The organism is Pseudomonas brassicacearum, assembly GCF_003732265.1.
Classification (GTDB): Bacteria; Pseudomonadota; Gammaproteobacteria; order Pseudomonadales; family Pseudomonadaceae; genus Aquipseudomonas; species Aquipseudomonas brassicacearum_D.
On the sequence record NZ_MOBK01000008.1, the window covers coordinates 1 to 18,890 of the forward strand.

The 18,890-nt window shown below is 59.5% G+C and carries 19 protein-coding genes and 1 pseudogene; 10 read left to right on the forward strand and 10 right to left on the reverse strand.

Features of this window, described 5'->3' with window-relative positions; translation table 11 throughout:
* Positions 1 to 207, forward strand: a pseudogene (locus tag BK660_RS32790) (hypothetical protein); the annotation flags it as partial.
* Here BK660_RS32790 and BK660_RS21005 read toward each other — a convergent pair.
* The 5 genes from BK660_RS21005 to colR form a co-directional block, all read right to left on the reverse strand.
* Positions 167 to 394: a hypothetical protein gene (locus BK660_RS21005; protein WP_123434922.1), complete on the reverse strand. Its 228-nt coding sequence runs from the start codon at positions 392 to 394 to the stop codon at positions 167 to 169. The pseudogene BK660_RS32790 and the gene BK660_RS21005 overlap by 41 nt on opposite strands.
* A gap of 2 nt (positions 395 to 396) precedes the next feature.
* Positions 397 to 1,110: a lipopolysaccharide kinase InaA family protein gene (locus BK660_RS21010; protein ID WP_123434923.1), complete on the reverse strand. Its 714-nt coding sequence runs from the start codon at positions 1,108 to 1,110 to the stop codon at positions 397 to 399.
* A gap of 4 nt (positions 1,111 to 1,114) precedes the next feature.
* Positions 1,115 to 1,783, reverse strand: coding sequence for a class I SAM-dependent methyltransferase (locus BK660_RS21015; RefSeq protein ID WP_123434924.1), 669 nt, complete (start codon positions 1,781 to 1,783; stop codon positions 1,115 to 1,117).
* 161 nt (positions 1,784 to 1,944) lie between these two features.
* Positions 1,945 to 3,228: a sensor histidine kinase gene (locus BK660_RS21020; protein ID WP_123434925.1), complete on the reverse strand. Its 1,284-nt coding sequence runs from the start codon at positions 3,226 to 3,228 to the stop codon at positions 1,945 to 1,947.
* On the reverse strand, positions 3,218 to 3,901 hold the full coding sequence (gene colR, locus BK660_RS21025; RefSeq protein WP_123434926.1) for a two-component system response regulator ColR: 684 nt from the start codon (positions 3,899 to 3,901) through the stop codon (positions 3,218 to 3,220). The genes BK660_RS21020 and colR overlap by 11 nt, the downstream gene beginning before the upstream one ends.
* A gap of 203 nt (positions 3,902 to 4,104) precedes the next feature.
* On the opposite strand from colR, the gene BK660_RS21030 reads away from it, so the two are divergent.
* The gene (locus BK660_RS21030) at positions 4,105 to 6,054 is read left to right on the forward strand and encodes an LTA synthase family protein (RefSeq protein ID WP_123434927.1); all 1,950 of its coding nucleotides are present in this window, start codon (positions 4,105 to 4,107) and stop codon (positions 6,052 to 6,054) included.
* A 54-nt stretch (positions 6,055 to 6,108) separates the two neighbouring features.
* The gene (locus BK660_RS21035) at positions 6,109 to 6,852 is read left to right on the forward strand and encodes a phosphatase PAP2 family protein (RefSeq protein WP_123434928.1); all 744 of its coding nucleotides are present in this window, start codon (positions 6,109 to 6,111) and stop codon (positions 6,850 to 6,852) included.
* A 138-nt stretch (positions 6,853 to 6,990) separates the two neighbouring features.
* Here the strand turns inward: BK660_RS21035 and groL are convergent, their stop codons facing one another.
* From groL to BK660_RS21055, 4 genes are all read right to left on the reverse strand, one after another.
* Positions 6,991 to 8,631, reverse strand: a complete 1,641-nt coding sequence (gene groL, locus BK660_RS21040) for a chaperonin GroEL (protein ID WP_123434929.1) — start codon at positions 8,629 to 8,631, stop codon at positions 6,991 to 6,993.
* A gap of 49 nt (positions 8,632 to 8,680) precedes the next feature.
* Positions 8,681 to 8,974: a co-chaperone GroES gene (locus tag BK660_RS21045; protein ID WP_019827816.1), complete on the reverse strand. Its 294-nt coding sequence runs from the start codon at positions 8,972 to 8,974 to the stop codon at positions 8,681 to 8,683.
* Positions 8,975 to 9,220: 246 nt separating this feature from the next.
* Positions 9,221 to 9,697, reverse strand: coding sequence for an FxsA family protein (locus tag BK660_RS21050; RefSeq protein ID WP_123434930.1), 477 nt, complete (start codon positions 9,695 to 9,697; stop codon positions 9,221 to 9,223).
* A gap of 66 nt (positions 9,698 to 9,763) precedes the next feature.
* Positions 9,764 to 10,495 (reverse strand): HugZ family pyridoxamine 5'-phosphate oxidase, encoded by a 732-nt coding sequence (locus BK660_RS21055; RefSeq protein ID WP_123434931.1) that lies wholly within the window; start codon positions 10,493 to 10,495, stop codon positions 9,764 to 9,766.
* A gap of 165 nt (positions 10,496 to 10,660) precedes the next feature.
* Between BK660_RS21055 and BK660_RS21060 the strand changes: the two genes are divergently transcribed.
* Positions 10,661 to 11,419, forward strand: coding sequence for an SDR family oxidoreductase (locus BK660_RS21060; RefSeq protein WP_123434932.1), 759 nt, complete (start codon positions 10,661 to 10,663; stop codon positions 11,417 to 11,419).
* A 130-nt stretch (positions 11,420 to 11,549) separates the two neighbouring features.
* Here the strand turns inward: BK660_RS21060 and apbC are convergent, their stop codons facing one another.
* Positions 11,550 to 12,644, reverse strand: coding sequence for an iron-sulfur cluster carrier protein ApbC (apbC, locus tag BK660_RS21070; protein WP_027922857.1), 1,095 nt, complete (start codon positions 12,642 to 12,644; stop codon positions 11,550 to 11,552).
* 175 nt (positions 12,645 to 12,819) lie between these two features.
* Between apbC and metG the strand changes: the two genes are divergently transcribed.
* The 6 genes from metG (at position 12,820) to BK660_RS21100 (ending at position 18,880) form a co-directional block, all read left to right on the forward strand.
* Positions 12,820 to 14,871 (forward strand): methionine--tRNA ligase, encoded by a 2,052-nt coding sequence (metG, locus tag BK660_RS21075; protein WP_123434933.1) that lies wholly within the window; start codon positions 12,820 to 12,822, stop codon positions 14,869 to 14,871.
* A gap of 142 nt (positions 14,872 to 15,013) precedes the next feature.
* Positions 15,014 to 15,583, forward strand: a complete 570-nt coding sequence (locus BK660_RS21080; protein ID WP_123434934.1) for an electron transport complex protein RnfA — start codon at positions 15,014 to 15,016, stop codon at positions 15,581 to 15,583.
* Complete coding sequence (rsxB, locus tag BK660_RS21085; protein ID WP_123434935.1) at positions 15,580 to 16,794, forward strand: electron transport complex subunit RsxB; 1,215 nt, start codon at positions 15,580 to 15,582, stop codon at positions 16,792 to 16,794. Before BK660_RS21080 ends, rsxB begins: the two co-directional genes overlap by 4 nt.
* Complete coding sequence (locus tag BK660_RS21090; RefSeq protein WP_123434936.1) at positions 16,781 to 17,770, forward strand: RnfABCDGE type electron transport complex subunit D; 990 nt, start codon at positions 16,781 to 16,783, stop codon at positions 17,768 to 17,770. The genes rsxB and BK660_RS21090 overlap by 14 nt, the downstream gene beginning before the upstream one ends.
* On the forward strand, positions 17,767 to 18,378 hold the full coding sequence (locus BK660_RS21095; RefSeq protein WP_123434937.1) for an RnfABCDGE type electron transport complex subunit G: 612 nt from the start codon (positions 17,767 to 17,769) through the stop codon (positions 18,376 to 18,378). Before BK660_RS21090 ends, BK660_RS21095 begins: the two co-directional genes overlap by 4 nt.
* On the forward strand, positions 18,371 to 18,880 hold the full coding sequence (locus tag BK660_RS21100; protein ID WP_123434938.1) for an Rnf-Nqr domain containing protein: 510 nt from the start codon (positions 18,371 to 18,373) through the stop codon (positions 18,878 to 18,880). The genes BK660_RS21095 and BK660_RS21100 overlap by 8 nt, the downstream gene beginning before the upstream one ends.
* Positions 18,881 to 18,890 lie beyond the last annotated feature (10 nt).

Sequence of the window (18,890 nt, forward strand, 5' to 3'; positions counted from 1 at the left end):
AGCGGGCTTGCTCGCGAAGGCGGTGTGTCATTCAGCGATGATGTTGACTGTCACACCGCCTTCGCGAGCAAGCCCGCTCCCACATTTGATCAGTTTCATGGACTGAAAATGGGAGACAAAAAAAGGCCTCGCACATGCGAGGCCTTTTATTTTGGCTTCAATCTGGTCAACTTTGCGGCCTCATTCCCTGGGCAAGCCCGAACATGAGCAACAACAAATCATGGTCGGGTTGCGCAGCTACGGAGGCTTTGATTGCCCGTGGTAATGGACAGTGAGCATCGCTGCTCACTGAACTGAGGACCTGCGTGCGTGGCTGCTCCCAGGCAGCCACCGCCAATGAAGCAACTGCCAAGGCTCCTGCTAAAAACAAACCTCGAGCAATTTCTAGTTTCATCGCTATAAACCTTTGATAGCGCTGCCAAACGCCGTCTCATAAAAGTAGACGAGTTTTTTCCAGTCCGCATCGCTGAATGACGAATGGCGACGCAGTTGCTTCATGTCATGAGCGGCCGCTTGGGATGCAGTCATACGCTGTCGGCACTTCTCCAGGTCGATCAAGGCGATTTCGACCTTGGCCGATTCGCCTTCGCCCGTCACCCGCAGGAACACGTGCTTGATGTAGATGCAGCTGTGCTGCCAGCGGCCCTTGTGCATGCGGGCGAGGTTCTCGGCCAGATCCTTCAACACGCGATCATTCACCGCCTCGCCATGGCGCTCACGACCACCACCGGCGTACCAGTGTTCGATTTCCTCGAAGCCATCCAGCGACTTGGTCACCAGCAATGCGCGCCATTTGTGCACAGGGTCGCGCTGTGCGCCGCAGAAAACGATTTCAGGTACACGCACGCCAAGCTTGCGCAGGCCGATCAGCGCATCTTGCTCGCGCAATACGGTCGGGCGGCCAAACGGGTGCAACCAGCTGCGATAGATATGGCCGGTCTGACGCTTGGCATAGAGCAGTTGTCCATCGCTGCCCATGACACGCTGCACGCCACTTTCCCCGCCACGGCGAACGTTGGGTTCTTCTACCCATTCACCGCGCTGATTCCAGAAATAGTCGAAGCGGTCCGTTGGAGCGACGTCCGTTTCTGCTGCACTTTGCACTGCCATCCTGTTACCTCTTGCGTAATACGTAAACGCGCCACATGGCGTAGAGCGGTATGAAGTCCAGTTTTTCCTGGATGCGGAAACCCGCTTGCTCGAATTCTTTTTCTACCGTTGCAGCCGGTAACACAAAGCGGTTTTGGTAACCTTCCTGCCCACGCCGTGCTTCTGAACGCTTGCGTTTCCAGGCCTTGAAGTTGCCGTCCACCCACAACGAAAGGATCACGCTGTCACGGGTGACACGCTCGAATTCGCGCAGAATTGCCAGTCGATGCTCGGCTTCACCGATGTGGTGCAGCAAACGCATGCAGAAAATGCTGTCGACGGCGTTATCCGGCAAGGCGATGTCGAAGGCAGAAGTGTGCAAGGGTTGTACCCGTTTTACCACGTCAGCGGGTTGCGCCTGGCAAGCAATCTTGACCATCGATTCAGAGTTGTCGGCGCCGATGATTGCACGATTGGCTTTTTCCGCCAGCATTGGCCAGAAACGCCCTGCACCGCATGGCAGATCGAGTACCAATCCAGGGTCACCGGCCAGCGTCAGCGCCTTGCGCCCCAGCTGCACGTCGCGCCAGTGGGACAGTTTGCGGCCTAGGCCATCCTGATGCTTTTGCAGGTAGCGTTTAGCATGTTGATCGTCGTATTTTTCGGAAAAATCGAGTTTGATCGGGCCGTCCATCGTCAGGTCTCCTGAAATGCTGATGTCACCAACCTTAGGTAGTTTAGTGTCAGAGTCAGGTCATGCATTTGTGAAAATTTCGTTGAGGGAAACCTCGAACTATTTCAAGGTTTTACAGGATAACAACGATAGCTCAGGGCCATCGAACTGCAACCGTTCCCTCATCCAGCATCCGATGCATTTAACTCGACCTGAAAACGACAGCCATTGGGCTCCATGGTCGTCAGGCTGACGGTCCAGCCCTGGTTCTCACAAATCCGCTGCACCAGCGACAGCCCCAGGCCAAGGCCCTCGCCGCGTTTTTCAGAACCCCGCACGAAAGGTTCGAACATCGCCTCGCGTTTTTCTTCGGGAATGCCCACACCACTGTCCTCGACCATAAACCCCGTGGCGGTGAGGGTCAGGCGGATGAAACCGCGTTCGGTGTAGTGCAACGCATTACGTAGCAGGTTGCCCATCACCGCATGCAGAAGTGTTGCGTTGTAACTGGCGGTTGGAGGAGGACCCGGTTCGAATGTCAGCTTCAGTCCCTTGGTTTCGATGGGCTCTCGCCATAGCGTGAGCAACCCGTCGGCAACCTGTTTCAGGTTCTGCTGCGGCGACATGCTGGCGTCTTCACGTTGTGCGCGGGCCAGCATCAGGAAGGTTTGTACCAACTCACGCATTTCTTCGCAGGCCCGGGCAATGCGTTCGACCTGGGCGCGGCCGCGCTGATCGATTCCGGGGTTTTCCAGCAGCAACTCACAAGAACTCGCCAATACCATCAAGGGTGTACGCAGTTCGTGGCTGACATCGCTGGTAAACAAGCGCTCACGGGTCAATGCCTGGCGCAAGCGGCCAAGGGTGGCGTCGAAGGCAACAGCCAGCTCGCCCACTTCGTCAGCGGCATAATCCGGCGCCAGGGGCGGCGCCAGCCCCAACAGTTGATCGCGATGACGCACCTGGCGAGCCAGCCGCACCACCGGCGCCATGACTTTACGCGCCAGGACCCAGCCGAGAAAAACCGCCAGCGCCAGGCTCAGGACGAAGCCGACCAGCACCACGGCGAACAGCACCCGCTCACGCTCTTCGAAATCGCTCTGATCCTGAAGCAGCACGTAGCGCCGGCCGTCGACGATTTCGACCATGGCGTGATACGACAGCTGATCGCGGAAAACCTCATGAAAACCCGAGTCGAGGTTGCGCAGGTCCTTGGGCAATTCAAAATCCCCTGCCCCGCCGCTGAAGTAGAACAGTTGGTCCGGCTCGGGGCGGTGGCTCCAGTCGGACATGCTGTCCATCAGCAACAAACGCTGCAGATCGCCGCCCAGCCCGGACGAAATCAGCTTTTCTTCCACCACGTGCACGGTCGCCACAATGCCCATGGCAAAGGCACCGGCCACCAATGCGCTCATCAGCGCAAAGGCGATGATGATCCGTTGAGCAAGGCTCTGCTTAAACTCCATCACGGCCCTCGGCCAGGCGATAACCCACACCGTGAACGGTTTGCAGCAATGGCTTGGCGAACGGCTTGTCGATCACTTGACGCAGTTGATGGACGTGGCTGCGCAGGCTGTCACTGTCCGGGCAGTCATCGCCCCACAGCGCTTCTTCGAGAATTTCCCGGCGCAGCACGTGCGGGCTTTTCTGCATCAGCACGGCCAGCAACTTCAGGCCCACCGGGTTGAGTTTCAGCAGTCGCCCTTCGCGGGTCACTTCAAGGGTGTCGAGGTCATAGGCCAGATCGCCGACCTGCAACGTGCGACGACCGCCACCTTGGCTGCGACGCATCACCGCCTCGATCCGTGCGGCCAGTTCAGACAGGGCAAACGGTTTGATCAGGTAGTCGTCGGCACCGGACTTGAAGCCCTGCAGCCGGTCGTCGAGTTGATCGCGGGCGGTGAGCATGATCACCGGTGTGTCGCGGCGGGCGTCTTCGCGCAGGCGTTTGCACAGGGTATAGCCGTCGATGCCGGGAAGCATGATGTCGAGCACGATCAAGTCGTAATGCTCGGTGGCCGCCAGGTGCAGGCCGGACAGACCGTCTTGTGCGCAATCCACGGTGTAGCCTTTGAGGCCCAGGTAATCAGCCAGATTGGCGAGGATATCGCGGTTGTCTTCAACCAATAGAATTCGCATGGGCACTCCTCCGTACACAGTAACGGCCGTCTTGGCCCGCGCAGCTTAAGGCCAAGCGTGGCTGAGGACTAGGGTTTCGCTGCGCAGAATCAATTTGCGCCACCAAATGGTAGGGTTGACACCTTTTTCACTGTCGGTTCACACCCTGACGACAGCATTCAAGTGAAAATGCCGCGCAATTGATAATAAGGAATGTACACACAATGGACTTCTTCAAGACGGCGCCAATGCGCTTTCTCCTGCTGGTCACCGGCGCCTGGCTGGCGATTTTCTTCCTGACCCGAACGGTTCTGCTCCTCACTCACCTGGACGAGGCCGGCAGCGGTTTCCTGTCCGTGTTCGGCATCGGCTTGCTGTATGACCTGGGCTTTATTGCCTATGCGGCATTGCCCATGGGCCTCTACTTGTTGCTTTGCCCGCCGGCTGTGTGGCGTCGCCGCGGTCATCGCTGGTTGCTTCAGGGCCTGCTGACGGTCAGCCTGTTCGCCATGTTGTTCACCGCCGTGGCGGAATGGCTGTTCTGGGATGAATTTGGCGTGCGCTTCAATTTCATCGCCGTCGACTACCTGGTGTATTCCGATGAAGTACTGAACAACCTGCTCGAGTCCTATCCGATCGGCAAACTGCTGAGCCTGCTCGCGGTCCTGGCGCTGGTCTTGAGCGTCGTATTACGCAACCCCTTCAATGCCGCGATGAACGCCCCTTTGCCGCCATTGCGCGGGCGTCTGCTGAATGCGTTGGGCTTGTTGATCGTCGCCGGCTTGAGCCTGCAACTGCTCAGCCAGGATTCACCTCGCGCCCAGGGCGGTAACGCCTACCAGAACGAGCTGGCGAGCAATGGCCCGTACCAGTTTTTCGCCGCGTTTCGTAACAACGAACTGGATTACCCGCAGTTCTACAGCACCCTGCCGGCCGACGTTGTCGCGCAGCAGATTCGGGCCGAGCTTAGCGAACCGAATGCACGTTTTGTCGGCAACGACCCGCAAGACATCCGCCGGGACATCGATAACCCCGGCACCCTGCGCAAACCCAACATCGTGCTGGTGACCATCGAAAGCTTCAGTGCCAAGTACATGGGCAGCAATGGCGACCAGCGCAACCTGACGCCCAACCTTGATGCCCTGCGCCAACAGAGCCTGTATTTCAACAACTTCTACGCCACCGGCACCCGTACCGATCGCGGTTTGGAAGCCATCACGCTGGCCATTCCGCCAACGCCGGGGCGTTCAATCGTCAAGCGCGTGGGCCGTGAGAGTGGTTTTGCCAGCCTCGGCCAGCAGCTCAAGGCCGTGGGTTACGACAGCGTGTTCGTTTACGGTGGCCGCGGTTACTTCGACAACATGAACGCGTTCTTCAGCGGCAACGGTTACCGCGTGGTCGACCAGAGCAGCGTCGATGAAGCCGAGATTCACTTCAAGAATGCCTGGGGCATGGCTGACGAAGACCTGTACACGCAGACGCTGAAACTGGCGGACGCCGATTATGCGAAGCAACAGCCGTTCCTGCTGCAACTGATGACCACGTCCAACCATCGCCCTTATACCTACCCGGACAACCGGATCGACATCAAATCCGGCAATGGCCGTGACGGCGCAGTGAAATATACCGACTATGCCATTGGTCAGTTCCTCGATCAGGCGCGCAAAAAGCCGTGGTTTGACAATACAATCTTCGTCTTCGTCGCCGACCACACCGCGGGCAGCGCCGGTAAGGAAGATTTGCCGATCAGCAACTATCAGATTCCGCTGTTCATTTATGCACCGACGTTGATCCCGGCCCGTGAGACCGCACAACTGGCCAGCCAGATCGACCTCGCGCCCACCTTGCTGGGCTTGCTGAATCTGGATTACGAATCGACATTCTTTGGTCGCAACCTGTTGCAGGACAATCCGCTGCCGCCGCGAGTGGTGGTTGGCAATTATCAACACCTGGGCTTGTTTGACGGCAAGGATCTGGCGATCCTTAGCCCGCGCCAAGGGTTGCGCCGGCATGATGAAGCGCTGACAGAAAGTCGCGAGTCCCGTGCCACCGCCAATGATCCATTGATCACCCGGGCGATTACTTATTACCAAACGGCCAGTTATGGCTTCAAGCAACAGCTGCTTGGCTGGAAGGCGCCCAAGGAGGGTGCCGGCCAAGTCAGCGAACGTTAACCGAATAGCCCCGGGCTGATGCCCCGGGGGTTTTTCCTTTGTTCAGGATCCACCATGTCATCAACCGTTGTCCGTCCCGTCTCGCGCCCGCTCAATCTCTGGGTGTGCGTGGGCGTCCCCGCCGTCGCGGCAATCATTTTGGTGCTGCTCGAACTGACGTCCCTTGACATGGACCTTGCCAAGCTGTTCTACGATCCAGTGGCAGGGGATTTCATCGGACGCCACAGCTATTTCCTTGAAGACATCCTGCATGACCGCGCCAAGCAGGTAGTCATCGCCTTTTCCGTGTTTGCGATCATCGGCTTTATCGCCTCTTTCTTCGTGGACAAGCTCAAGCCGTTCAAGCGGGAACTGGGTTGCCTGGTGCTGTCGCTGGGTCTGGCAACTTCCTTTGTCACCCCCATGAAAGCAGTGACGGCGGTGCAATGCCCATGGAGCCTTGAGCAATTTGGCGGCCACGAGACCTACAGCGAACTGCTGAGCCCTCGCCCGCACACGAATAAACCTGGCCGCTGCTGGCCTGGTGGTCATGCCGCCACCGGTTTCACCCTGTTTGCCCTGTTCTTTGTGTTGCGTGACCGTCGTCCACGCATGGCGCGCGCGGCGTTTATCTTCGCCTTCGCCTTGGGCTCGGTGTTCTCGATTGGGCGGATGATGCAGGGGGCGCACTTCTTTTCGCACAACGTGTGGACCGCGATTTTCTGCTGGCTGATTTGCCTGGGGTCGTATTACTACGTGCTTTATCGACCGGCTTCCAAGGTTGAATCGATGGCCAAAGCGAAAACAGTCAACGCCTGAAACACAGATCAAAAACTGTAGGAGTGAGCCTGCTCGCGATGGCGGTGACGCGGTCTCCCGACTGGCCCGATATGAGGGCAATAAAAAACCCCGCCTGCTTTCGCAGGCGGGGTTTTTCAATACAGGGGTAAGGCTGGCTTACATCATGCCGCCCATGCCGCCCATACCGCCCATGTCTGGCATGCCGCCAGCTGGAGCGTCTTCCTTGATCTCGGCGATCATGGCTTCGGTGGTGATCATCAGGCTGGCAATCGACGAAGCCGCTTGCAGAGCCGAACGAGTCACTTTGGCCGGGTCCAGGATACCCATTTCGATCATGTCGCCGTATTCGCCGGTGGCAGCGTTGTAACCGTAGTTACCCGAACCCTGCTTGACCTTGTCGACGACTACGCTTGGCTCGTCGCCGGAGTTGGCAACGATCTGGCGCAGTGGCGCTTCAACAGCGCGACGCAGCAACTGGATGCCAACGTTCTGGTCATCGTTGTCGCCTTTCAGCTCGGAGATAGCCTGCAGAGCGCGAACCAGTGCCACGCCGCCGCCAGGTACCACGCCTTCTTCAACGGCTGCACGGGTAGCGTGCAGGGCGTCTTCAACGCGGGCTTTCTTCTCTTTCATTTCAACTTCGGAACCAGCGCCAACCTTGATCACTGCAACGCCGCCGGACAGCTTGGCCAGACGCTCTTGCAGTTTTTCACGGTCGTAGTCGGACGAAGTGTCAGCCACTTGCTGACGGATCTGCAGAACGCGAGCCTGGATGTCAGCCTCAACGCCGGCGCCGTCGATCACGGTGGTGTTTTCTTTGGACAGGATCACGCGCTTGGCATTACCCAGGTGTTCCAGGGTAGTGCTTTCCAGGCTCAGACCGATCTCTTCGGAGATAACGGTACCGCCAGTCAGGACAGCGATGTCCTGCAGCATGGCCTTGCGACGGTCGCCGAAGCCTGGAGCCTTGACGGCTGCGACTTTAACGATGCCACGCATGTTGTTCACAACCAGAGTCGCCAGGGCTTCGCCTTCAACGTCTTCGGCCACGATCAGCAGTGGACGGCCGGCTTTGGCAACGGCTTCCAGTACTGGCAGCATTTCGCGGATGTTCGAGATCTTTTTGTCGACCAGCAGGATCAGCGGACCGTCGAGCTCGGCAGTCATGGTCTCTGGCTTGTTGACGAAGTACGGGGACAGGTAGCCACGGTCGAACTGCATGCCTTCAACAACCGACAGTTCGTTTTCCAGGCCCGAGCCTTCTTCAACGGTGATCACGCCTTCTTTACCGACTTTTTCCATGGCTTCGGCAATGATGTCGCCGATGGAGCTGTCGGAGTTGGCCGAGATGGTGCCGACCTGAGCGATTGCCTTGGTGTCAGCGCAAGGCTTGGACAGGGCTTTGAGCTCTTTGACAATAGCGATGGTCGCTTTGTCGATGCCGCGCTTCAGGTCCATCGGGTTCATGCCGGCAGCGACGGCTTTCAGGCCTTCGTTGACGATCGATTGAGCCAGAACGGTAGCGGTGGTGGTGCCGTCGCCTGCGTCATCGTTGGCACGGGAGGCAACGTCTTTGACCAGCTGCGCGCCCATGTTTTCGAAGCGATCTTTCAGCTCGATTTCTTTGGCAACGGAAACGCCGTCCTTGGTGATGGTCGGAGCGCCGAAGCTCTTCTCGATGATCACGTTACGGCCTTTAGGGCCCAGGGTCGCTTTTACTGCGTCAGCCAGGACGTTCACACCGGCGAGCATTTTCTTGCGGGCGGAATCGCCGAATTTAACTTCTTTAGCAGCCATGATCGATATTCCTTAAATACTTTGTAGTAGCGGGAAAATGAGCGGGGTATCAGCCTTCGATAACAGCGAGAATCTCGTTCTCAGCCATTACCAGCAGGTCTTCGCCGTCAACTTTCACGGTGTTGCTGCCGGAGTACGGGCCGAACACAACCTTGTCACCCACTTTAACGGCCAGTGCACGCACTTCACCGTTGTCCAGCACGCGGCCGGTACCGACAGCGAGGATCTCGCCGCTGTTGGCTTTCTCGGCAGCCGAACCTGGCAGGACGATACCGCCAGCGGTTTTCTTTTCTTCTTCGCTGCGACGGATGACGACGCGGTCATGCAGAGGACGAAGCTTCATTGTCGATCTCTCCTAATTGTGGTTTTCATCGGCCGGTGTATTCCCGGCGGGTTTAACAAATCCGGCGGTGCCGGGTGCGGCTCGACAAGCGAGACGCGGAAGTCTGTCTGGCGTGATCGCCAGAAACCTTGCGGTGACCGTTACATAAGGGCGCATAAGCTTATTACAAGGGCGGGGATCGAAATTTTTTACATCGATGACCCGAAACAGACACGGCACCCGAAGGTGCCGCGCAGGTGAAACGTTTTACTTGGTGTCGCGGTGTTCGAACTCGCCTTCGATCACGTTGGGCTCACGGCCCAGCGGTTCGCGTGGAGCAGGACCGCCACGTGGCTGCAGGTCATCGGCGAATGCGCGCTGACGGATAGCGGCCTCTTCGGCGCGCTGGCGCATTTTGTTGGCCAGCAGTCGACGGGAGATCGGCAGCAGCATGATCAGGCCCAGCACGTCAGAGACGAAGCCCGGCAGGATCAACAGACCGCCCGCCAGGGCCAGCATCAAGCCTTCGAGCATGGTCTGGGCCGGCAGCTCGCCGCGATTCAGGCTTTCACGGGCACGCAACGCAGTGGCCAGACCGGCGATGCGCAACACGAACACGCCGAGCATCGAGCCGAGAATGATCAGCAGCAGGGCCGGGAAAAACCCGATTGCCCCACTGACTTTGACGAATACGAAGAGCTCCAACACCGGGAACAGTACAAAGAGCAATAAAAAAGGGCGCATCAAATGGTTCCTCAACGCAAGAATGCCTTGCCAGTAAGCCTTAGATGACGTCGCCCTTTCGTGAATTCAAGCGTCGGCGACTTCTTTTTTGGGCCAATGCTCGGCGTGAGCCAGGAAAACCAAGGCTTCCCGGACTTGTGTCGGCGTATTACAAGGTGCTTGAAACGGCAACCAGTACAGCGCCTGACCGATGCGCAAATGCATGCCTTCGGTGTCGATGCCGGCCAGTTGCGCCGGTTCGGTTTTCGGCAGGCCCGCCAGTTCGACGTAGTGCGCGATGGCTTTGGCGTGATCGGCATTCATGTGCTCGACCATGCTCACTTCGGCTTTGCCGGCAAACGGGTTGGCCAGGGTCAGGTGATCGACCCAGTGAATCGCGCCAAAGCCGCCGATGTAGCGGTGACGCACGGGTTTGAGCACCCAGAAATCGAAATCGTGGGCCTTGTGGTAGCTCTGCGAATCCGGGAAATAGCGGTAGTAACGCTCGGCGGCCGCTTCAATGGCCGCCTCGTCCTCGAGCTTTTCTGCTTCGGCAAGGTACGTCAGCCGACCAACGGCTTGCACGTCATCGGCCTCACGCTCGCCTACGAACAGTGAGCATTTCGGGTCTTTCTGCAGGTTGTGCGTGTGCTGGGCGATGCGGCTGATAAGGATCAGCGGCCGGCCCTGCTCGTCCAGGCAGTAAGGAACCACCGAGCCGAACGGGTACCCCGGCATCGACTTGGAGTGCGTCGAAAGCACTCCCCGGTATTCCTTGAGAAGCAATTCTCGGGCATTCTTGGCCGCTTCAACGCTCAATTTATGACTCCTTATATAGAATCCGTCGAAAAAACGGACAGGCGCCTGGGGATAAGTATCCAGAACGCCATCGGGGCAGTTCTCATGTGCAGCCAGGCCATATCAGGCGCAGATCGAGAGGCCCTCTACTAGGAAACCACTCTGACCTGCTATTGGGGCATGCGAATGCAACTCACTGACAAAGTAATCATTATCACTGGCGGTTGCCAGGGTTTAGGCCGTTCGATGGCCGAGTATTTCGCGGGTAAAGGCGCGAAGCTGGCGCTGGTGGACCTGAACCAGGAAAAACTCGACGACACCGTCGCCGCGTGCAAGGCCAAGGGCGTCGAGGCGCGCAGCTACCTGTGCAACGTCGCCAGTGAAGAGCAGGTGACCCACATGGTCGCCCAGGTCGCCGAAGATTTCGGCGCGATCCACGGCCTGATCAACAACGCCGGCATCCTGCGAGATGGCCTGCTGCTGAAGGTCAAGGACGGCGAGATGACCAAGATGAGCCTGGCCCAATGGCAGGCGGTCATCGACGTCAACCTGACCGGCGTGTTCCTGTGCACCCGTGAAGTCGCGGCAAAAATGGTCGAGCTGAACAACAGCGGCGCGATCATCAATATCTCCTCGATTTCCCGTGCCGGCAACGTTGGCCAGACCAACTACTCCGCAGCCAAGGCTGGCGTAGCGGCAGCGACCGTGACCTGGGCCAAGGAACTGGCGCGCTACGGCATTCGCGTGGCGGGCATTGCCCCGGGCTTCATCGAAACCGAGATGACGCTGGGCATGAAGCCGGAAGCGCTGGAGAAGATGACGGCCGGTATTCCGCTCAAACGCATGGGCAAACCGGAAGAGATCGCCCATTCGGCGGCGTACATTTTCGAGAACGACTACTACACCGGCCGGATCCTCGAAATGGATGGCGGGTTGCGCATCTAAGCAACACCGCAAAACAATGTGGGAGCGGGCTTGCTCGCGAATGCGGTATCTCATTCAACAGATTAGTTGGCTGATCTACCGCATTCGCGAGCAAGCCCGCTCCCACAGGGGACCGCATTTATTCAGCGAATCAATCGTCGCTGATGGTGATGTTCGGCATCGCCGGCGATGCCGCTTCCTGCAACACGATCCGCGCGCCGACGTGGCGAGCGAGTTCCTGATACACCAGCGCAATCGGGCTGTCCGGCTCGGCGATCACAGTCGGCTTGCCGCCATCGGCCTGTTCGCGAATGGCCATTGCCAGCGGCAACGAGGCCAGCAGTTCGACGCCATATTGGTTGGCCAGCTTCACACCCCCGCCTTCACCGAACAGATGCTCGGCATGCCCGCAGTTGGAGCAGATGTGCACGGCCATGTTTTCCACCACGCCCAGCACCGGGATGTTGACCTTGCGGAACATCTCCACGCCCTTGCGCGCGTCCAGCAAGGCCAGGTCTTGCGGGGTCGTGACGATCACGGCACCGGCCACCGGGACTTTCTGTGCCAGGGTCAGTTGAATGTCACCGGTGCCAGGTGGCATGTCGATGACCAGGTAATCGAGGTCGCCCCACGCGGTTTGGGTCACCAGTTGCAGCAGCGCACCGGAGACCATCGGCCCGCGCCAGACCATCGGCGTGTTGTCGTCGGTCAGGAACGCCATCGACATCACTTCAACGCCATGGGACTCGATCGGCACGAACCACTTCTGATCCTTGACCTTTGGTCGGGTGCCTTCGGGTATACCAAACATGATGCCCTGGCTCGGACCGTAGATGTCCGCGTCGAGAATCCCGACCTTGGCGCCTTCACGGGCCAGCGCCAGTGCCAGGTTCGCGGCGGTGGTGGACTTGCCCACGCCACCCTTGCCGGACGCCACGGCCACCACGTTTTTCACGTTGGCCAGCCCCGGGATCTGCGCCTGGGCCTTGTGCGCGGCAATCACGCTGGTGATGTCGACACGGGCCGTCGTCACGCCGTCCAGGCCTTCGATAGCCATTTGCAGCATCTGCGACCAGCCGCTCTTGAACAGGCCGGCGGCGTAGCCCAACTCCAGCTGGACGCTGACGCGATCGCCCTGGATGTCGATGTTGCGCACGCATCCGGCGCTGACCGGGTCCTGGTTCAGGTAAGGGTCGGTGTATTGGCGAAGGACGGCTTCCACCGCTGCGCGATTGACGGCGCTCATGGGCAACTCCGATAGCAAGACTGGAAAATCAGGCGGGTATCCTAACCGTTCTAGATCATGGACGGCATGCCCGCTGGTGATTTGTGGCAAACACATCCCTGTGGCCACAGGGGTGAAAAATATGCGCCGGCGCTTTATAGTGGCCGACCTCCGTTTCATCAAGTAGCCGAGCCCCATGTCCGAGCCACGCAAGATCCTCGTCACCAGCGCCCTGCCCTATGCCAATGGTTCGATCCATCTTGGCCACATGCTGGAATACATCCAGACCGATATGTGGGTGCGCTTCCAGAAGCACCGCGGCAATCAATGCATTTATGTCTGCGCCGACGACGCCCACGGTTCGGCGATCATGCTGCGCGCGGAAAAGGAAGGCATCACCCCGGAACAACTGATCGCCAACGTCCAGGCTGAACACAGCGCCGACTTTGCCGAGTTCCTGGTGGACTTCGACAACTTCCACTCCACTCACGCCGAAGAAAACCGTGAGCTGTCGAGCCAGATCTACCTGAAGCTGCGCGACGCCGGGCACATTGCCCAGCGCTCGATCACGCAATACTTCGACCCGGAAAAGAAAATGTTCCTGGCCGACCGCTTCATCAAGGGCACCTGCCCGAAATGCGGCACCGAAGACCAGTACGGCGACAACTGCGAAAAGTGCGGTGCGACCTACGCGCCGACTGACCTGAAGGATCCGAAGTCGGCAATCTCTGGCGCCACCCCGGTGCTCAAGGATTCCCAGCACTTCTTCTTCAAGCTGCCGGATTTCCAGGAGATGCTGCAAACCTGGACCCGCAGCGGCACCCTGCAAGACGCCGTGGCCAACAAGATCGCCGAATGGCTGGATGCCGGCCTGCAACAGTGGGACATCTCCCGCGATGCGCCGTACTTCGGTTTCGAGATTCCTGATGAGCCGGGCAAGTACTTCTACGTCTGGCTGGACGCGCCAATCGGCTACATGGCCAGCTTCAAGAACCTGTGCAGCCGCACGCCAGGGCTGGACTTCGACGCGTTCTGGGGCAAGGACTCCACCGCCGAGCTGTACCATTTCATCGGCAAGGACATCGTCAACTTCCACGCCCTGTTCTGGCCAGCCATGCTCGAAGGCGCCGGTTTCCGTAAACCGACCGGCATCAACGTGCACGGCTACCTGACCGTCAACGGTCAGAAAATGTCCAAGTCCCGGGGCACCTTCATCAAGGCCCGGACGTACCTGGATCACCTGTCGCCGGAATACCTGCGCTACTACTACGCGGCCAAGCTGAGCCGTGGCGTCGACGACCTCGACCTGAACCTCGAAGACTTCGTGCAGAAGGTCAACTCGGACCTGGTCGGCAAAGTCGTCAACATCGCCAGCCGTTGCGCCGGTTTCATCCATAAAGGCAACGCCGGTGTGCTGGTGGCCGGTAATGCCGCGCCTGAGCTGACCGACGCGTTCCTGGCCGCGGCGCCAAGCATCGCCGAGGCTTACGAGGCTCGCGACTTCGCCCGTGCCATGCGCGAAATCATGGGCCTGGCCGACCGCGCCAACGCCTGGATCGCCGACAAGGCCCCGTGGTCGCTGAACAAACAGGAAGGCAAGCAGGACGAAGTCCAGGCCATCTGCGCCTTGGGCGTCAACCTGTTCCGCCAGTTGGTGATCTTCCTCAAGCCGGTCCTGCCGTTGCTCGCCGCCGACGCAGAGGCGTTCCTGAACGTCGCGCCGCTGACCTGGAACGACCACGCGACCCTGCTCAGCAACCATCAGCTGAACGAGTTCAAGCCGTTGATGACCCGCATCGACCCGGTGAAAGTGCAAGCCATGAGCGATGCTTCGAAAGAAGACCTGACCGCCAGCGCAACCGATACCGGCGAAGCCGCACCGGCCGGCAACGGTGAACTGGCCAAGGATCCGCTGTCACCAGAGATCGAGTTCGACGCGTTCGCTGCGATCGACCTGCGCGTCGCGCTGATCGTCAAGGCTGAACACGTGGAAGGCGCCGACAAGCTGCTGCGCCTGACCCTGGATATCGGTGACGAGCAACGCAACGTGTTCTCCGGGATCAAGAGCGCTTACCCGGACCCGTCCAAGCTCGATGGTCGCCTGACCATGATGATCGCCAACCTCAAGCCGCGGAAAATGAAGTTCGGCATCTCCGAAGGCATGGTGATGGCGGCCGGTCCTGGCGGCGAAGAAATCTACCTGCTCAGCCCTGACAGCGGCGCCAAGCCGGGTCAGCGCATCAAGTAAGGTCTTGCTGTAAACCGATCCCACAGTCGTGCCTGACGCGACTGTGGGATTTTCATATCTGGCCCACCCTCCGTCCTTGCCGGATAATGCCTAAGCTTTTTAGACCGCTCCTTAAAAAGCCCCCGTTCTTGCCGGCACGATCATGACCGAGATACTTCTTACGCTTATCAGCGCTGCCCTGATCAACAATGTCGTGTTGCACTGGCCGCTGGGCGCCGATCCGCTGCTGGGTAACGAGCATCGGCAAGTCCATGCGCTGGGCATTGCGACCACCTGTTTAATGTTGCTGGTTGGCACATTGGGCTATAGCGCTGACCGTTGGCTGCTGGTGCCGCTGGAGCTGACGTCGCTGCGCCTGTTTGTGTTCTTGCCCTTAAGCGTGTTGTTGATCGCACCGTTGTTGAAAGCGCTGTCGCGGCTGTTGCCAAAATTGGCGTTCGACGGGCTCTGGCCGCTTCTTTTGGGCAACGCTGGCGTGCTCGGGTTGACGTTGCTCAACGCTCAGGACGACAAGGGTTTTTTTCACGCCGCCTTCCTGTGCCTCGGCGCCGGGTTGGGGTTTTGGCTGGTGCTGAGCCTGTTCAGCGATTTGCGCCAGCGCACACTCGATAACGATGTTCCCCTGCCCTTTCGTGGCCTGCCGATCGAGTTGATCGGCGCCGGACTGATCGCAGTGGCATTTCTCGGATTTAGCGGACTGATCAAAACATGAGTCTGATTCAACGCATCGACGCCCTCCTGCCGCAGACTCAATGCGGCAAGTGTGGCCACCCCGGATGCAAGCCCTACGCCGAAGGCATCGCCAGCGGCGAGCCGATCAACAAGTGCCCGCCCGGCGGCAGCGAAACTATCGCGGCGCTGGCCGAACTGCTGAAAGTACCGGTACTGGAACTGGACACCAGTCGCGGTTCTGCCCCGGCGCAGATTGCCTATATTCGCGAAGCCGAATGCATCGGTTGCACCAAATGCATCCAGGCCTGCCCGGTGGATGCCATTGTCGGCGCGGCGAAGTTGATGCACACGGTGATCGTGGACGAATGCACCGGTTGCGACCTCTGCGTGGCGCCCTGCCCGGTGGACTGCATCGAGATGCGCCCGTTGCCCCTGGCCACCGTGCTGCCGATTGTCGGGGGCCTGGCCTTCAGCCTTGAAGAGCAACGGGCTCGCGCCGCCAAGCGCAACCATGCACGGCGCCGCTTTGAACAACGCAATGCCCGCTTGCAACGCGAGGAACAGCAGAAAATCGCAGAACGTCAGGCCCGCGCCCAACGCGCCGTTGCGCACAGTGAAGTGACGACGACTGACCCGGTGCAAGCGGCGCTTGAACGCGTGCGCGCACAAAAAGCGGCGAACGCTGATGCGGCGCTGAAAAAGGCCAAGATCGATGTGGCGATGAGTCGGGCGCAACTGAACAAGTCGCTCAAGGCCTTCGGGCATCCACCGACCTTCGAACAGCAATCGCAATTGATCGTGCTGCAACAACAGTTCGAGGTCGCCGAACAGGCTTTGGCGCAACTGGAAAGCACTTCAGCACCGCCCTCGACACCGGCTGCCCCGGCGAAAGACACCGAGTTGAAACGGGCGAAGATCCAATTGGCCATGCGCCGCGCCGAACTCAAGAAAGCCCAGACCAACGAAGCACCGGCCGAACAGATCGAAGCCCTGCAACGTGCGCTCAACGAGGCGGAACAAGCCTTGCACGCCGCTGAAGCGGCGAGTGAGCAACCGTTGCCAGACCTGACACGCGTCGAAAAGCGCCCCATCGACAGCCAGCTTCGACAGTTGAAAACCGAATTGGCCTACGCCCGTGCCGACGTCAGCAAACTCGAACGAGGTGCGGACACCCCGAGCGAGTTGATCGACAAGGCCCGCGCGCGGCTGCTGGAAGCCCAGCGCCAGGTGGATGCCTATGTCGCCCCTTGAATCGGTGGACGAACGCCTCCAGCAGGCCATGAAGCTGGTGTTGCTGGCCACCGTGCCGGGGATGCTGATGCTGTTTTGGCTGTATGGCTGGGGGGTCTTGATCAATCTGATGCTGGCGGCCGCCACCGCGCTGGCGGTTGAAGGCGCGGTGTTGCAACTGCGCCAGCGTCCGCTGAAAGCAACGTTGAGCGACGGCAGCGCGCTGGTCAGTGCGACGCTGCTGGCGCTGGCATTGCCTGCGTATTGCCCGTGGTGGTTGACGGTCTGTGCGGCGGCGTTCGCGATACTGGGCAAACAGTTGTATGGCGGCGTGGGCAAGAATCCGTTCAACCCGGCGATGCTCGGTTTCGCCCTGGTGCTGGTGGCCTTTCCTCAGCAAATGACGCACTGGCCGTTCTCCCACGGCATGGACTTGCTCGGCGGCCTGCAACAGATATTCGGCTTCAACCTCAGCGCCACACCAGACGCCTGGGCTCAGGCCACCGCGCTGGACAGCCTGCGCATCAACAAAAGCCTGACCATGGACGAGCTCTTCGCCGGCAACCCGGCGTTCGGCCATTTCGGCGGACGCGGCGTGGAATGGGTCAACCTGGCCTTTCTGGCCGGTGGTGCGTTTCTTCTGCAACGGCGGGTGTTCAGTTGGCATGCGCCGGTCGGCATGCTCACCAGCCTGTTTGTCATCAGCCTGCTGTGTTGGAACGGTTCGGGCTCCGACTCCCATGGCTCAGCGCTGTTTCATCTGCTCACCGGCGCGACCATGCTGGGGGCTTTTTTCATTGTCACAGAACCGGTGTCCGGGGCAAAAAGCGCGGGTGCCCGGTTGCTCTTTGGTATCGGTGTGGGCTTGCTGACTTACCTGATAAGGACCTGGGGCGGTTATCCGGACGGTGTGGCATTTGCCGTGCTGCTGATGAATCTGTGTGTACCGGCGCTGGAGCGTTTTATCGCGTCCAGGCAGGAGCCAGTGAGCCCATGAGCCGAGCGTCCAGTGCAGTGATTGTGGTGCTGCTGGCCGGGCTGGGAATCGGCGCGACCTACCTCGCGCATTACACCAGCGCCCCGCGCATTGCCGCAGAACAACGGCTGATCGACAGTCGCAACCTGCTGGACCTGCTACCGACGCAAAGCTACGACAATCAGCCGCTGGAACAACCGCTCGATCTCGCCAACATCCAATTGGCCAATAGCACACTGCTGAGTGGCTACCTGGCGACCAAGGCCGGTCAGCCCAGCGCGGTGTTGCTGCGCAGCCAGACACTGGGCTATGAAGGAAAAATCGAGTTGATGATTGCCATCGACGCCAACGGCAAGTTGTTGGGGGTCAAAACCCTCAAGCAATCGGAAACCCCGGGGTTGGGTGGCAAGATCGCCGATTGGCCGAACGCATGGCTTCAGGCGTTTACCGGCAAGTCCCGCAACGAACCTGGCGACACAGGCTGGGCCTTGAAAAAGGACCAGGGACAATTCGATCAGGTGGCGGGGGCGACCATCACGTCAAGAGCGGTGATCAGCGCCATTCATGACGCCTTGCGTTACTTCGATGAACACCGGCAACCCTTGATCGGGAGTAGCGCCCATGACTAAGTCGTCGACCCTGCAAAACTCACTGATGCTGGCGCTCCTGATCGGCGCCACGACTTCATGGGCGGCGGCACTGGGACTGTGGCTGATGTTCATGGTGGTCATCTGTGCTTATGGCGTTGGCATGTGGGCCTTGCGATCGCGGCTGGTTCCGTCCGCCCGCTTGCTTGCCAGTGTCCTGCTGGCCGCCACGCTCACCAGTTGCGCGCAAATGGCCGCACAAGTCTTGTCACTTCAATGGCATCAACCGATAGCGCTTTACGCTGGATTGATCGCCCTGCAATGCGTTGTGCTGGAATACAACGGTTTCTTCCAGAACCCACGCCTTGATCGCATGCGTCTGTGCGCCGTGTTTGGCGCATTGATGCTGGGCCTGGGCCTGCTGCGCGAACTCCTTGGCAACGGGGGCCTGCACCTCGCCACGCTCGTCCCCGGCGGGTTCATCCTGCTGGGAGTGTTGATCGCCGCACGTCAGGCCTGGGCTCGCTCGACGCCCTCACATTGATTGACTGTTT

Coding starts and splice junctions, on each gene's coding strand:
- BK660_RS21005 (WP_123434922.1), bottom strand. CDS start 394: ATGAAACTAGAAATTGCTCGAGGTTTGTTTTTAGCAGGAGCCTTGGCA.
- BK660_RS21010 (WP_123434923.1), bottom strand. CDS start 1,110: ATGGCAGTGCAAAGTGCAGCAGAAACGGACGTCGCTCCAACGGACCGC.
- BK660_RS21015 (WP_123434924.1), bottom strand. CDS start 1,783: ATGGACGGCCCGATCAAACTCGATTTTTCCGAAAAATACGACGATCAA.
- BK660_RS21020 (WP_123434925.1), bottom strand. CDS start 3,228: ATGGAGTTTAAGCAGAGCCTTGCTCAACGGATCATCATCGCCTTTGCG.
- colR (WP_123434926.1), bottom strand. CDS start 3,901: ATGCGAATTCTATTGGTTGAAGACAACCGCGATATCCTCGCCAATCTG.
- BK660_RS21030 (WP_123434927.1), top strand. CDS start 4,105: ATGGACTTCTTCAAGACGGCGCCAATGCGCTTTCTCCTGCTGGTCACC.
- BK660_RS21035 (WP_123434928.1), top strand. CDS start 6,109: ATGTCATCAACCGTTGTCCGTCCCGTCTCGCGCCCGCTCAATCTCTGG.
- groL (WP_123434929.1), bottom strand. CDS start 8,631: ATGGCTGCTAAAGAAGTTAAATTCGGCGATTCCGCCCGCAAGAAAATG.
- BK660_RS21045 (WP_019827816.1), bottom strand. CDS start 8,974: ATGAAGCTTCGTCCTCTGCATGACCGCGTCGTCATCCGTCGCAGCGAA.
- BK660_RS21050 (WP_123434930.1), bottom strand. CDS start 9,697: ATGCGCCCTTTTTTATTGCTCTTTGTACTGTTCCCGGTGTTGGAGCTC.
- BK660_RS21060 (WP_123434932.1), top strand. CDS start 10,661: ATGCAACTCACTGACAAAGTAATCATTATCACTGGCGGTTGCCAGGGT.
- apbC (WP_027922857.1), bottom strand. CDS start 12,644: ATGAGCGCCGTCAATCGCGCAGCGGTGGAAGCCGTCCTTCGCCAATAC.
- metG (WP_123434933.1), top strand. CDS start 12,820: ATGTCCGAGCCACGCAAGATCCTCGTCACCAGCGCCCTGCCCTATGCC.
- BK660_RS21080 (WP_123434934.1), top strand. CDS start 15,014: ATGACCGAGATACTTCTTACGCTTATCAGCGCTGCCCTGATCAACAAT.
- rsxB (WP_123434935.1), top strand. CDS start 15,580: ATGAGTCTGATTCAACGCATCGACGCCCTCCTGCCGCAGACTCAATGC.
- BK660_RS21090 (WP_123434936.1), top strand. CDS start 16,781: ATGTCGCCCCTTGAATCGGTGGACGAACGCCTCCAGCAGGCCATGAAG.
- BK660_RS21095 (WP_123434937.1), top strand. CDS start 17,767: ATGAGCCGAGCGTCCAGTGCAGTGATTGTGGTGCTGCTGGCCGGGCTG.
- BK660_RS21100 (WP_123434938.1), top strand. CDS start 18,371: ATGACTAAGTCGTCGACCCTGCAAAACTCACTGATGCTGGCGCTCCTG.